We start from the raw sequence: 14,032 nt of genomic DNA, 5'->3' as shown, positions 1-14,032 counted from the left end.
CGGGTCAGGTGGGCCCGCGTCCCGGAAACGGAACGCGCATCAGGTCCTGCGCCACCACGATCTTCCCGTCGTAAACGGCTGCGGCCTCGGCGTGGAACCGCGCCGGGTCGCCGTAACGCTGGGAGAAATGGGTGAGCACGAGGCAGCGCACCCCACAGGCTGCGGCCACCGCGCCGGCCTGCCGCGCGGTGAGGTGTCCGTAGGAGTCGGCGAGAGCTGAGTCCTCGTCCAGGAACGTCGACTCGATCACGAGCATGTCCACGCCGTCGGCGAGGGCGTACACCGCGTCGCAGATGCGGGTGTCCATCACGAACGCGAACCGTTGCCCCGGCCGGGGTGCGCTGACCTCCTCCACCCGCACCGTGCGGCCGCCCACCTCGATGAGCCCGGTGCGCTGGAGGAGGCCCACGTCCGGGCCCGCGAGGCCGTACCGGGAAAGCCGGTCCGGCAGCATGCGGCGCCCGTCCGGCTCGACGAGGCGGTAGCCGAACGCCTCCACGGGATGGTCCAGACGGTGCGCCTCCAACGTCCAGTCCGCGGTGGCCGACACCGCGCCGTCCCGCTCGATCGGCTCCTCCCGCAGATCGACGACGTCGTGGAACACGCTCGCGTGGCGCAGGCGCTCGAAGTACTCCTGCCCGGACGCCGGGAAGTGCGCGCGCACCGGGTGTGCCACCCGGTCGAGCGAGAGCCGTTGGACGACGCCCGGCACGCCGAGGCAGTGGTCGCCGTGAAAGTGGGTGAGGCAGAGCCGGGTGATGGCGCTGCTCGCCACTCCCGCGAGGAGCATCTGCCGCTGCGTGCCCTCACCGGGATCGAAGAGGAACCCGTCGCCGTCCCAGCGCAGGAAGTAGCCGTTGTGGTTGCGCAGTCGCGTCGGCGCCTGGCTGGCGGTGCCCAGCACGACGAGTTCACGGCCCGACACCTCGCGCACGCTACCCGCACAGCGGACGTACCCCTCGCCATCCGCTGTGCGGGCAGAAGTCAGGACGCGAGCGCCGTGACCGACACCTCCCAGAGCTGCGCGGCCGCCTCCGGATCGAGCGCGTAGGCCGCGACGCCGCGACGGGTGCCGGGCTCGTGGGGTCCGGACTCGTTGCAGTCCTCGAAGTACCGGCCGCCGATCCCGTCCAGCAGCGGTGCCGTCGCGACCAGAACGGACGTGGCGGCGCCCTGCTCCGGCGTCTTCCACCGGACGTCACCGCCGGCATTCCGCGCGGCCGCCTCGAGCTCCTCCTCCGAGATGTAGCGCTGCAGGTTGGTCCGGATCCCGCCGGGCATCACCGCGTTGACCGTGATGCCGTCGTCGGCCCAGCGCCTCGTGGCCTCGACCGCGAACAGCACGTTCGCCGTCTTCGACTGCCCGTACGCCAGCCAGGGGTCGTAGGGCCGCTCCCGGAAGTGGATGTCGGAGAAGACGACCGGGGACCGCAGGTGTGCGCTGGAGGTGACCGACACGACGCGCGCCCCGCCGGCCGCGGCGAGCGCCGCGTGCAGTCCGGTGGTGAGGCCGAAGTGGCCGAAGTGGTTCGTCGCGAACTGCAACTCCCACCCCTCGGTCGTGCGGGTCTCCGGGTTGCCCATCACGCCCGCGTTGTTCAGCAGGAGGTGCAGCGGCCCCTCCCAGCCTGCGACGAACTTCGCGACCGAGACCCGGTCGGCCAGGTCCAGCGGAGCCACGATGACCTGCTTGTTGCCGGTGGTCGCGACGATGTCCTCGGCGGTGCGGTCCCCCGCCTCGGTGTTGCGCACCGCGAGGGTCACCTCGGCACCGGCCCCGGCGAGGGCCCGGGCCGTCTCGATACCGATCCCGGACGCCCCTCCCGTCACGATGGCGCGGCGCCCGGTCAGGTCGATCCCCGCGACGACCTCTGCAGTTGTCGACCCCGCGCCGAACGGCGTGACGATGCGTGAAGCTGAATCCATGATCTTCTTCCCGTCAGGCTCGACGCTGTGACGAGGTACCCTCCACGGAGAAGCGGAGGACCCTCCAGTCAAGAGTAACTGGAGGGTCCTCCGGATCGCAATGCTGGGGCCGCTGAGCGCCCGCACCCGACCTCTCCGCCCGACCGAAACGGCGGCATCACGCACGTAGCGCCCGACGGTTCCGACTTTCGGTTCCCGGCCTCACTCGACGAAGGAGTCGATCCGCCCATTCGCGAAATGAATTCTTCGCTACTGTCGACCGTCGCCAGGGCGCACGAATCGGAAACGACGGGCGAACACGATCGGCCGCACGTGATATTCGCTGAGATCTCGACGGCGACCGAGCCGGGGACGCCCGGGGTGCCCACGTCAGGTGAGCACCGATCCGTAACAGACCTTCGACAGACACTCGGAGAGACGAGGAGATCGCCACTGCCCGTGAAGCGCTGCGTCCCACCGGGCACCCAAAAGATCGGACAAAAGTGAGCAATCGAAACGATTGCGCCGACCGGGCAGCGATTAATCGCTGAACCGTGTGCTGTCGCATGTGGTCTGCATCACACTCCTACCTGTCATCGGTTGAGACGCCCGTCGGGATGACCCCCGGCGACACAGCCCGGGCCTGATCCTTGATCTGCGTTCCGACGTGGTCTTTCACCACAGTTTCGGACGCCTCGAATCAATGCGGTTGTGACGCGCCGTCACGACCGCTCGCCGCAATCAGCCACTTACGGCCTGGGATAGATATTCCCGAGGACCGGCGAACCGTACCTATCAGAAAGGCGCGCATCAGATGCAGGCGTCGAGGATCTTCATTGTTGGTTCGGGTGTGGTTGGTCTGGCGACGGGGCGGGGGTTTGTGGAGGCGGGTCATGAGGTGAGTTTTGTTGATGTTTCGCAGGCGCGGGTGGAGGAGTTGCGGGGGTGGGGGTTGGATGCGTCGTCGGGTGTGGAGTTGGGTGGGGTGTCGGATTCGATCATTTTTTTGACGTTGCCGACTCCGCATGTGGGGTGGGCGTATGACTTGGGGGCGTTTCGGGCGGGGACCGAGGCGGTGGGGCGGGCGTTGGCCGGTTCGTCGGGTCGGCACACGGTGGTGGTGCGTTCCACGGTGGTGCCGGGCACGACCGAGGGGGTGGTGCGGGAGGTGTTGGAGCGGGCGTCGGGGTTGGTGGCGGGGGTGGGGTTCGGGTTGGCGGCCAACCCGGAGTTTCTGCGGGCGGTGTCGGCGGCCGAGGACTTTCGGCGGCCGTGGATGACGGTGATCGGGTCGCGGGATCCGGAGACGTGTGCGTTGTTGGAGGGGGTGCTCAAGCCGTTCGGGGGTGAGCTGCGGGTGTTCGCCGATCCGGCGGAGGCGGAGTTCGTCAAGTGTGCGCACAACATCTTCAACGCGGCGAAGATCAGTTTCTGGAATGAGATGTGGCTGGTCGCCCGCGAGTTGGGGGTGGCGTTGGATCCGATCGCGGCGACGGTGGCCCGCTCGGCGGAGGGCTCGTTCAACCCCGAGTACGGCATCCGGGGTGGCGCCCCCTACGGCGGGGCGTGTCTGCCCAAGGACACCTGCGGGTTCCTCGGGTTCGCCGCGCAGCTGGGGGTGGCGATGCCGCTGCTGGAAGCGGTGGTGGCCACCAACGACCGGCTCGAAGCGCTGGTCAACCACGAGACCGACCCCACCCCCACCCCCACCGCCACCAGCACCCCCGCCAGCAGTGCGGTGTCGGGTGGGGTGTCGGGTGTTGGGCGGTCATGAGTCTGCCGCTGTACTACTACCTGCTGGGCACCCCGCTGGGGGTGCTGGGGTTGGTGCGCTGGTCGTGCTGGCTGGTGCGGCGGGTGCCGGCGGTGTTGTACCGCCCGATCGAGAACCAGCACCGGGCCAGTGTGAGTGTGGTGGTGCCGGTGTATCAGGAAGACCCGGCGGTGTTCACCGCGGCGATCGAGTCGTGGCTGGACAACGACGTGCACGAGGTCATCCTGGTCATCGACGCCTCCGACACCACCTGCCGCCAGATCGCCACCCGCTACCCGGTCACGGTGCTGGTCACCGAGGTACCCGGGAAACGCGACGCGCTGCGGCGGGGCTGGAACGCCGCCACCGGGGACCTGGTCGCGCTGGTGGACTCCGACACCATCTGGGCGCCGGACGTGGCCGAGCAGGTGTGCAAACCCTTCGCCGACCCCCGCATGGGTGGGGTCGGGACCCGCCAGAGCGTCTACGGCTCGTCGGGGTTTCTGGCCCGGATCACCGACATGTTCCTCGACCACCGCTACTTCGACGAGAACGCCTCCCAAAGCCTGCTCGGCCAAGCCGTCTCCTGCCTGTCCGGACGCACCGCGGTGTACCGGCGGGAACTGCTGCTGCAGGTCGAACACGAGTTCATGCACGAAACCTTCCTCGGCGTGCCGTGCCTGTCCGGAGACGACAAACGCCTGACCACCCTGATCCTCGAACGCGGACACAAAACCTTCATGCAACGCTCCGCCGAGGTGTGGTCAACCTTCCCCGACCACTGGCGAATCTTCATCCGCCAACGCCTGCGCTGGGCCCGCAACACCTGGCGCTCCGACCTACGGGCACTCTCACGCCGCTGGGTCTGGCGACACCCGTTCCTGGCCTACACCATGATCGACAAGGCGGTGTCGAGTTTCACGCTGTTGCTGGGGTTGGCGTTCATGATCGCGTCGATTGTCGAGCGGCAGTGGGTGTTCGTGATCGTGCTGGCCCTGTGGTGGCAGATCAGCCGGTCGGCGAAGCTGTTGCCCCACCTGCGGCGGCGTCCGTCCTCGTTCTTCTACATCCCCGGCTACATCGCCATCTCCTGGCTCATGGCCATCATCAAGATCCACGCCCTCGCCACCATCCGCCAACAACGCTGGCTCACCCGCCAAGTCGCCGTCGAAAACGGCACCGTCGTCCGCACCAACAACACGGCGGACACCACCACCGCGGAAACCACGACCGCCGGCACCGCAACTCGGGACAAGGCCCAGCCGGAGGACGTCTCGGCATGACCCGGCTCCGTCGTCTCCGCAGCACCCGGCGTTCCGTTGCGATCGTGCTCGGCGCCCCGCTACCGGGAGCCGCCGCGCGTGGCCCCCGGGCCGCCCGAGGAGGGCGTGACACACCGGCCACCGACACACCGGCCACCGACACCCGACCGACCGACGACACCGAATGTGGAGCGAAACCATGATCTCGGCGGCGCAGATCCGGGCCCTGTTCCTCGTAGCCGTGTTCCTGCTGCTGGGGAGCGCCTGCGCCGCTCCACCCGAACCCCTGGTGCGTCACGGGGCGCCGCCGCGCCCGGTGATCGACCCCGCACGGCCCTGCACCCGTGACGCACCGCCGATAGCCGGGGACGACCGGACGGCACAAGCAGGCATGCGTGCGAGCTTCGACTCCACGTCCAACACGATCGTGCTCTCCGCCGGCGAGGGGATCACCCTCCCGGCGCTCAGCCGCGCCATCGGCACGCCTGCTGCACTCCGGGAGGTCGCACCCGGTGAATGGCTACTCGCGGCAAACCTCCAGGTGCTCGCCGGTGCATCACTGCGGGTCGCCGCACCCGACGTCCGCTGGCTGAAGGTCAGCAGCAGCCCCACCGGTTTCGTCAGCGTCACCGCACTCGGCGGGGGCCTGGACGTCGCAGGCTCCTGCATCACGTCCTGGGACGAGGCGCGAGGGCAGGCCGACAGCGACCACGTCGACGGGCGCAGCTTCCTCCTCGCCCGCAGCGGCGCGCGGATGACGATCCAGCACGCGGAACTGCGCTACCTCGGTTACGGGGACGTGGAGTCCTACGGCCTGTCCTGGCGCACCGAGAGCACCACCGGCGGGATCACCTCCAGTCTCGTCTCCCACCTGTTCTACGGGCTCTACACCTACGAGGTGAACGGCCTGGTGGTGCAGGACAACGAGTTCCACGACAACGTGCTCTACGGCATCGACCCGCACACCGATTCACATCGCCTGCTCATCGAGCGCAACGTGGTGCACCACAACGGCAAGCACGGAATCATCCTGGCCGAGGACTGCACCGACAGCGTCATCCGGGACAACATCGTCTACAGCAATGAACACCACGGAATCGTGCTCTACCTGCGCTCCGACCGGAACCTGGTCGAAGGGAACCACTCCTTCGCCAACGCGGCCCAAGGCATCAACATCAACGCGTCGGTCGAGAACGTCGTTCGCGGCAACCGCGTCTACGACAACAGGGAGTCAGGTATCGGAGTCGGCCAGACCGCCGAGGCCACCGTCGTCGAGAACAACCAGATCCGCAGCAACCAGCAGGACGGGGTTCGTCTGGTCAGCGAGGCCACACACACCACCGTGCGCGGGAACGTGATCGGTGAGAATGCCCGCCACGGCGTCTACATCGACGGCAACGGCATCTTCGACCTCGCCGGAAACACCATTTTCGGCAACCGCACAGGCGTGATGTCGAGGAGTGCCCCCGCCGAGTACGTGGCCGACAACCGGGTCTTCGGCAACATCGAGGCCGAGGTCGGCGAGAGCTGACTGCCCCAGGCACTGGTGTCGCGGAACTAGGTCACCCCGCCCATCAGGCGGCGCAGGAACGGGCTGATCGCCGCGAGCACGGCACCCAGGGCGATCCCGATGATCCCGAGGACGCCGAAGTACACGGCCTCGTGGGTGGGGCTGTAGAACTCGGCGAGCACCCCGGACATGGCGGTGCCGAGCGCGATCGACAGGAAGAACAGGGCCACCATCTGCGTGCGGAACGCCGCCGGGGCGAGCTTGGTGGACAGCGACAGACCCACCGGCGACAGCAGCAGTTCGGCGATCGTGAAGACGAACAGGATGCCGATCAGCCCCAGCAACGGGGCGGTGCCCGGGGCGTCGCCCGCCATCGGCAGGAACAGCAGGAACGCCACGCCCATGATGGCCGTGCCGAGGGCGAACTTGATCGGGCTCGACGGCTGCCGGGTGCCGAGCTTCGTCCACAGCGCGGCGAACGTGCCGGACAGCAGGATGATGAAGATGGGGTTGATGGACTGCACGAAGGAGACCGGCATCTCCCAGCCGAAGATGTTCCGGTTCAACTGCTGGTCCGAGTAGATCGTGACCACGGTGAACTGCTGCTGGTAGAGCGACCAGAACGCCGCGCTGGCGATGAACATCGGGATGAAGGCGAGCACCCGGCGCCGCTCCACGCCGGTGATCCGGCTGCTGCGCAGGATCACCACGAAGTAGACGACCGTCGCCACCGCGCTCAGCGCCACCACGACGTTGGCGAGCCGGTCGGCGGTGAGCACTCCCCCGAAGGCCAGCACGGCGATCACGATGACGCCGGCGACGGCCACCGCCACCATCAGTGGCCGCCGGGAAGGGGGCAGCGGGTTCGGCACGATCCGGGCCGCTCCGACCAGCCGCTTGCGGCCGATCGTGTACTGGATGAGACCGATCCCCATGCCGACGGCCGCGAGCCCGAACCCCCAGTGGAAGCCGAGGCTCGTCTGCAACAGCCCGGTGAGGATGGGCCCGACCAGCGCGCCCAGGTTGATACCGAGGTAGTAGAGGGAGAAGCCGGCGTCCCGCCGCGGGTCGCCCGGCGCGTACAGCGTGCCGACCAGGGAGGTGGCCGTGGCCTTCACCCCTCCACTGCCGACCGCGACCAGCACCAGGCCGACGCCCACGCCCAGCAGCCCGGGCAGCAGCGCCAGTGCGATGTGCCCGGCCATCACCACGATCGCGCTGTAGAAGAGCGTCCGTTCGGCACTCAGGACCCGGTCGGCGAGCCAGGCGCCGAGGATGGTGGACAGGTACACCAGACCGCCGTAGGCGCCGACGATGCTCGTGGCCGTCGTCTGGCTTATCCCCAGACCGCCCTCGGCCGTGGAGTAGTAGAGGTAGATGAGCAGGATTCCCTGCATCCCGTAGAAGGAGAAGCGCTCCCACATCTCGACGCCGAACAGGTTCGCGAGAACCCGCGGCTGACCGAAGAACGTCTTCTCGTCACGAGTTGCATCGGCAACATCAGTCACGACGCACCATCCACTCCGAGACGCGCACGGCGGCCGGAACGGGAAAATCCACGGCTTCCCGACCCCTGGGTTCCGATCACCCTATTCCGTGGGAGGGTCCGGGAAAAGGTCACGACCGGCTGAGAACAGCGGCCCGGCAGGCGTGCGTGCGGCACTCTCGATCACGGTCTCCCGACCCCATCGACGGACGCCGAAGCCGATGTCGTCCGGGCAATTTCGGATCACTTTTCCCGATCGACCCGAGTGCGCCACCCAACAGGGTGAACACGATGGCGTACGACCCTGCGACGGAAACAGCATGTTCATATCGGACGGCCCGGTATGCAGCATTTGGCCCGTATCCTCTGATCGATGACCGGCGGTCACGAGCTTTCCCGATCCGGGCCGGATGTCACTGCTCTCGTGGCGTCCTGGGCCGGCGATCTCGCACGGCTGGCGGCCCTCCCGCTGGCCGGCGAGGAACTGCTCCATTTCCTCGTCCGCGCCGCGTCACTGGTGGCACGCGCCGCGGCCGCCGACCCGGTGGACGTCGACGCCGCACGTCAGGTCGGTGCGTCCATGGTGGACGCGGGGCTGCTCGCTCCGGACGTCCTGCCGATCACGGTGAGCGCCCTGGCCCGCAACCTGCCCACGGCAGCGCGTTCGGCGGGGGCCGACCGGCCGCACGAGACCGCGCCCACCGTGGAGGCGGCGGTCGCCGACGGCTATGTCGCACGGCTGCGGGCACGGATCCTCGACGAGCAGGAGTCGATGCACCGCACGGAGGTCGCGGCGCGCCGCCAGATGGAGGGCGCGCTGCGCTCGAGCGAGGCCCGCTTCCGCGCCATCTTCGCCAATGCGGGCATCGGGATCGGCATCGTCGACATGGAAGGCCGGATCGTCGACGTCAACACGGCGTTCGCCTCGATGCTCGGCTACACGGTGGAGGAGTTCCGCCTGCTCACGGTGGGCGACTTCGTCTACGCCGACGACGCGGCACAGATGTGGGAGCTCTACCGCGACATCACGGAGGGCAGACGCGACAGCGCGCGGGTGGAGAAGCGCTACCGGCACCGCGAGGGACATGTGGTGTGGACCGACCTCACTGCCTCGCCCATCCGCGACGCTCACGGTGTGCCCGTGTTCATCGTCGTGCTGGTCGAGGACGTCACCGCCCTTCGTGAGCTGCGGGAACGGCTGCGCCGGCAGGCGTTGCACGACCCCCTGACCCTGCTACCCAACCGCGCCCTCTTCCAGGACCGGCTCAGCGCCGCGTTCGCGCAGCCGGGTCGCCGGGTCGGGATCTGCCATCTCGACCTCGACCGGTTCAAGGCCGTCAACGACCGGCACGGGCACGAGGTCGGCGACGCGCTGCTCATCGCGGTGGCTCGCCTGCTGGACAAGTGGGTGGCCACCCGGGGCCATCTGGTCGCCAGGATGGGCGGCGACGAGTTCGCGATCCTGGTCGACGATCCGCCCGAGGGCGAGTTGGCGATGCTCGCCGACACCGTGCTCGCCGTGCTCACCGAACCGATCGTCATCGACGAGCACCGTCTCGTCGTCTCGGCCAGCATCGGGGTGGTCGAGTACGCGGTGGAGGAGACCACGCCCACGGAGATCCTGAAGGCCGCGGACGTCACGCTGTACTGGGCCAAGTCCGACGGGCGCAACCGGTGGGTCCGTTTCGACCCGGAGCGCCATGCCCGCGACATGACCCGCTACACCCTGTCGGCCACCCTGCTCCCCGGCCTCGAACGCGACGAGTTCCAGGTGGAGTACCAGCCGATCGTCGGGCTCTCCGACGACCGGGCCGTCGGCGTGGAGGCGCTCGTCCGGTGGGCGCACCCCACATTCGGGCCGCTCAGCCCCGACCAGTTCATCGACCTCGCCGAGGAGACGGGATCGATCGTCCAACTCGGACGCCACGTGCTGACGTCGGCCTGCGAGCGCGGCGCCGAGTGGAACACCGCGCATCCCGGTGCCGGGCTCTTCGTCAGCGTCAACCTCGCTGTCCGCCAGGCGCACGACCCCGATCTCGTCGACGACGTCACGCACGCTCTGGAGACCACCGGGCTCCCGCCCCACCTGCTGCAACTCGAACTCACCGAGAGCGCCCTGCTCGGCCCGGCCGGCCGCCCCGTCGAGGCGATCATGGCGCTGGCCGGCATGGGAGTGCGGATCGCCGTGGACGACTTCGGCACCGGCTACTCCAACCTGGGATATCTCCCGCGGCTCCCCCTGCACACCTTGAAGCTCGCGCGCATGTTCATCGACGGCCTGCACACCCCGCCGGCTGACGCCAGTCCCATCGTCGGCGGCCTCATCGCCCTCGCCCACGCTCTCGGGCTCTCCGTCACCGCGGAAGGCGTGGAGACCCCCGCCCAGGCCGACCGGCTCCGGGCGAGCGCCTGCGACACGGCACAGGGGTGGCTCTACGGCCGGCCCGCGCCCTGGCACGAGACCGCGCGTCTGCTCGACACGCCGCTCCCACCGGAGAACCGGCCGGCCGTCCTCACTCCGGGGAGACCGCAGCCCGGACCCTGAGCCGCCGGGTTCAGGTCCGGACGTACTCCCCCGGCCCGTCCCCCAGCACCGGGTGGACCGTGCTGCCCATCCGAGGCGGATCCTGCAGCGGCCCCGAGGTCTCCTCCGACCAGTGGGTCCAGTCCTCCCACCAGGAGCCGTTGTGGCGCTCGGCGGCGTCGTGCCACCCCTCCGCCGTGACGGGCAACTGCTCGGACTCGGAGACCATGTGCCAGACCTTGGGCCCCGGAGGGCTCACGATGCCGGCGATGTGGCCGCCGCTGCTGAGCACGAACCGCACCGGGCCGCTCACGAGGCCCACGGTCTTGTACGCCGACTTCCACGGCACGATGTGGTCGTTGACCGCACTGACGACGTAGGTCGGTGACTTGATCACGTTCAGGTCGATGGTCTTTCCGGCGATCTTGAGCTTCCCGGCGGCGAGCTTGTTCTCGATGTAGAAGTTGCGCAGGTAGAACGTGTGCATCGCGGCCGGCATGCGCGTGCTGTCGGCGTTCCAGGCGAGGATGTCGAACGCGGGCGGATTCTGGCCCAGCAACCAGTTGGACACCACGTAGTTGAAGATCAGGTCGTTGGCGCGCAGCACGTCGAACGTGCCGGCCATCGACTTGCCTTCCAGAGTGCCCTCGCGGCGCATCTTCTTCTCGAGCTTGTCCACGGTGTGCTCGTCGGTGAAGTTGCCCAGCGCGCCCGGCTCGGCGTAGTCGAGCATCGTGTTGAGCAGGGTCAGCGTGCCGATCCGGGTGTCGCCCGACTGCTGCAGGTAGGCCGCCGTGATCCCCGTCAGGGCGCCGCCGAGGCAGAGCCCGACGATGTCCACGGTCTCGGATCCGGTGATCTCCTGGATGACGTCGACGGCCTTCTGCGGGCCGTTGACCAGGTAGTCGTCCATGGTGGTGCCGGACATGTCCTTGGACGGGTTCTTGTAGCTGATCACGAAGACCGTGCGCCCGTGGTCCACCGCCCACTGCACGAAGCTGCGGTCGCGAGACAGGTCCATCACGTAGTACTTGTTGATCCACGGCGGGCTGCACAGCATCGGCGTGGCGTGCACCTGCTCGGTGCGCGGCTCGTACTGCAGAAGCTCCATGAGCTCGTTGCGGTAGACGACCTTCGCCGGTGTGCAGGCCAGGTTGCGGCCCAGCTCGAACCCGCTGGTGTCCACCTGACGCGGCCTTCCGGCGTTGTGCACCAGGTCGTCGAGGAAGTTGTGCACGCCCTTGGCGACGCTCCCGCCCGCCGTGTCGAACGCGCGCTTGAGGGCAGCGGGGTTCGTCATGAGGAAGTTCGTCGGGGCGATCGCGTCCAGCAACAGGTCCAGAGCCAGCTCAGCCTTGCGTGTCGCCTCTGCCTCCAGCTCCGCCGAGCCCACCACGTCGCGCGCGAAGCGGCACGACGCGAGATAGCCCTGCCGGAGCGCGTAGAACACCGGGTTGGTGTCCCAGGCCGGGTCGGCGAATCGGCGATCCTTCGGGTCGATCGGCAGCGGGGGCTCCGCCTCGCCACCGACCCAGCGGGTGGCGGCGATCAACGGGATACGCGCCAGGTCCGTGGCTAGCCGGATCGCGGCCAGCGCGGTGTCTCCTGGCTTGTAGAGGCTCGCGCGGACCGCGTGGGTCAGCGCCTCCCCCAAACCTGCGGCGTCCAGGTCCTCGAACAGTTCGGACTCCGGCCCCAGGACGCTCGCGGCGTGCTCGGCAACGGTGTCGGGCAGTTCTTCGGCCATGTGCCCATCCTCGTGTCCGCATTTCCCCTGCGGGACATCCTCCCGCTGGCCGGGAACCCGGGCCACCCCTCGCAGCGGCCCCCGGCGCGCCCACCGGAGCCCACGGAGAGCGACGTCGCCGACCCCGCGAATACACCCCCAGCGAGCTCCTGACCTCGCGATATCGGCCCCGATGGCACGCGTCCCGGATCGCGGCTCGCAGTGATCTCGCTGACTCGCGCCGACACCGGGAAGCGGCCCGGCGCTCTCTCACACAGCCCCTGACCTCGACCGAGGCGGGCGCGACGAGCCGGCCGTCGACCGCACGCGCCGCTGTGCGACGTCGGCAGTGATCTCCGTGACGGTGCGCTCGGCCGTCGCTTCTGCCTCGGCGTCAGTCAGGACCCGAGCTGCTGCCGGACGGTCTTGAGGAACGCCTCGGAGGTGTCACGCACGAAGTTCGCGTGAGCCGTGGCCAACGTGGTCGCCCATTCCGCGCCGCTGGACTTGGCCGCCTGCTCTTCCAGGTCGAGGAAGTTCTCGAGCATCTGCTCGTATGCCTCCACCCAGGCGAGCCCGTTCTGCTTCGCCTGCAGAGCCACCTGCTCGCCGAGCTCCCGAACGCGCTGCGTGGCGGCCTCGAGATCGTCGCCACCGTCGGGTGTGGTCATGCTCGTGCCTCCTCTGCTCGGTGCCCGCTTCGTCCCCTCCCGCTCGCAGACTCGCACAGGCGGAGACCGCACGCGACATGGACACGTGTCGCTGTTCGTCGGCGGATTGATCAGCGTGATGTGGCCATGTCGCGGCGAGTCGCCCTGCTGCGATCAGGCCGATCCTCGCTCGGCCGGCGCCGGTCTCGCCGGGATGCACTGCGCCAGTTCGCGCGAGAGCCATCCCGCCGACATGACGAGCGGGGCCCGCAGCGTCGGCACGTCACGGGCGAGGTCGCGCACCCGCAGCTCGACGGCGACCACGACGTCTCCGCCCGCTCCGAACGCCGGGGTGGCGACGGCGCACCAGTCCTGGTCGAGCTCGCGGTCGCACACCGCGATGCGAGTGGCCCGGATCGTGCGGAAGCTCCACCGCAGCCGTTCCGGGCGGGTCACCGTGGCGGTCGTGTATCGCACCAGGTCCTGCGCGAGGAGCGCGTCGGCGACGCGCGGCGAGGAGAACGCGAGCAGCACCTTGCCGAGTGCCGTCGCATGCACCGGCAGCCGTGCGGCCGGTGAGGGCGACGAGACCGGCAGGTGACCTGCCACCTTCTCCACGTAGGCCACCGCTGGGCCGTCGAGGAAGCCGACCCGCACCGGCGAACCGGTCGCGCGGAACAGGTCCTCGATGACCGGCACCGCCCGGTCCCGGACGCGCACGGCGGCAGTGGCGGCGTCGTCGGGTTCCCGGCGGGCGCAGCCGCCCCCGAACGTTCGCAGCGGAGGCCCGGCGCGGTAGCGCCCCTCCTCGTCGCGCTCCAGCACACGCCACGCCGTGAGCTCCGTGACCAGCCGGTGCACCGTCGACAGCGGCAGGTCCGACCGGGCGGCGATCTCCGTCAGCGTCGGTCCACCGCCCTCGGAGATGGCGAGCAGGATCGCGCTGATCTTGCTGATCACGGACCTCCCCGGGTCCCTTGATCCACCCGCCACGCGACACCTCCTCGCACTGTCTCGCGGAGATCCGCTGTCATCGCCGGATGGGATGGCCGAATGCGTACGAATCAAGCGTCCGCGCATACGGATAGCCACCGGGATCACACCGGAAACCTCCGTGCGGTAGCTCCACCCGCGCTGCACCGTTCGGCGGAGTCCCGGACGACGTCAGGAAGCCTCCGGCGTCGCACGTGCTCAAGAACACGGACGGCCCGGCGGG

The 14,032-nt window shown here is 69.0% G+C and carries 10 protein-coding genes; 4 read left to right on the top strand and 6 right to left on the bottom strand.

What is annotated here, in order from left to right; translation table 11 throughout:
* Positions 1 to 4: 4 nt before the first annotated feature.
* Positions 5 to 925: a ribonuclease Z gene (locus tag ACQPZQ_RS08955; protein WP_433293959.1), complete on the bottom strand. Its 921-nt coding sequence runs from the start codon at positions 923 to 925 to the stop codon at positions 5 to 7.
* A 59-nt stretch (positions 926 to 984) separates the two neighbouring features.
* On the bottom strand, positions 985 to 1,926 hold the full coding sequence (locus tag ACQPZQ_RS08950) for an SDR family NAD(P)-dependent oxidoreductase (protein WP_433293957.1): 942 nt from the start codon (positions 1,924 to 1,926) through the stop codon (positions 985 to 987).
* Between the two features lie 793 nt (positions 1,927 to 2,719).
* Here ACQPZQ_RS08950 and ACQPZQ_RS08945 point away from each other — a divergent pair.
* The 3 genes from ACQPZQ_RS08945 to ACQPZQ_RS08935 all read left to right on the top strand — a co-directional run bounded on the left by ACQPZQ_RS08945 (position 2,720) and on the right by ACQPZQ_RS08935 (position 6,451).
* Positions 2,720 to 3,679, top strand: coding sequence for a hypothetical protein (locus tag ACQPZQ_RS08945; RefSeq protein ID WP_433293955.1), 960 nt, complete (start codon positions 2,720 to 2,722; stop codon positions 3,677 to 3,679).
* The gene (locus ACQPZQ_RS08940; RefSeq protein WP_433293953.1) at positions 3,676 to 4,941 is read left to right on the top strand and encodes a glycosyltransferase; all 1,266 of its coding nucleotides are present in this window, start codon (positions 3,676 to 3,678) and stop codon (positions 4,939 to 4,941) included. Before ACQPZQ_RS08945 ends, ACQPZQ_RS08940 begins: the two co-directional genes overlap by 4 nt.
* A gap of 178 nt (positions 4,942 to 5,119) precedes the next feature.
* Positions 5,120 to 6,451 carry a right-handed parallel beta-helix repeat-containing protein gene (locus ACQPZQ_RS08935; protein WP_433293950.1) on the top strand — a complete coding sequence of 444 codons (1,332 nt, stop codon included), beginning with the start codon at positions 5,120 to 5,122 and terminating at the stop codon, positions 6,449 to 6,451.
* Between the two features lie 26 nt (positions 6,452 to 6,477).
* Here the strand turns inward: ACQPZQ_RS08935 and ACQPZQ_RS08930 are convergent, their stop codons facing one another.
* Positions 6,478 to 7,938 (bottom strand): peptide MFS transporter, encoded by a 1,461-nt coding sequence (locus ACQPZQ_RS08930; RefSeq protein WP_433293948.1) that lies wholly within the window; start codon positions 7,936 to 7,938, stop codon positions 6,478 to 6,480.
* Positions 7,939 to 8,289: 351 nt separating this feature from the next.
* Between ACQPZQ_RS08930 and ACQPZQ_RS08925 the strand changes: the two genes are divergently transcribed.
* Complete coding sequence (locus tag ACQPZQ_RS08925) at positions 8,290 to 10,461, top strand: putative bifunctional diguanylate cyclase/phosphodiesterase (protein WP_433293946.1); 2,172 nt, start codon at positions 8,290 to 8,292, stop codon at positions 10,459 to 10,461.
* Between the two features lie 10 nt (positions 10,462 to 10,471).
* Here the strand turns inward: ACQPZQ_RS08925 and ACQPZQ_RS08920 are convergent, their stop codons facing one another.
* The 3 genes from ACQPZQ_RS08920 to ACQPZQ_RS08910 all read right to left on the bottom strand — a co-directional run bounded on the left by ACQPZQ_RS08920 (position 10,472) and on the right by ACQPZQ_RS08910 (position 13,776).
* The gene (locus tag ACQPZQ_RS08920; protein ID WP_433293944.1) at positions 10,472 to 12,187 is read right to left on the bottom strand and encodes a PHA/PHB synthase family protein; all 1,716 of its coding nucleotides are present in this window, start codon (positions 12,185 to 12,187) and stop codon (positions 10,472 to 10,474) included.
* A gap of 377 nt (positions 12,188 to 12,564) precedes the next feature.
* Entirely contained in the window at positions 12,565 to 12,837 is a 273-nt protein-coding gene (locus ACQPZQ_RS08915; protein ID WP_433293942.1) for a hypothetical protein, read from the bottom strand.
* A 153-nt stretch (positions 12,838 to 12,990) separates the two neighbouring features.
* Entirely contained in the window at positions 12,991 to 13,776 is a 786-nt protein-coding gene (locus ACQPZQ_RS08910; protein ID WP_433293940.1) for an IclR family transcriptional regulator, read from the bottom strand.
* Positions 13,777 to 14,032 lie beyond the last annotated feature (256 nt).

This window comes from Pseudonocardia sp. CA-142604 (assembly GCF_050948475.1).
In the GTDB taxonomy this organism is placed as follows: domain Bacteria; phylum Actinomycetota; class Actinomycetes; order Mycobacteriales; family Pseudonocardiaceae; genus Pseudonocardia; species Pseudonocardia alaniniphila.
This window is presented reverse-complemented; position numbering and strand designations above follow the sequence as displayed.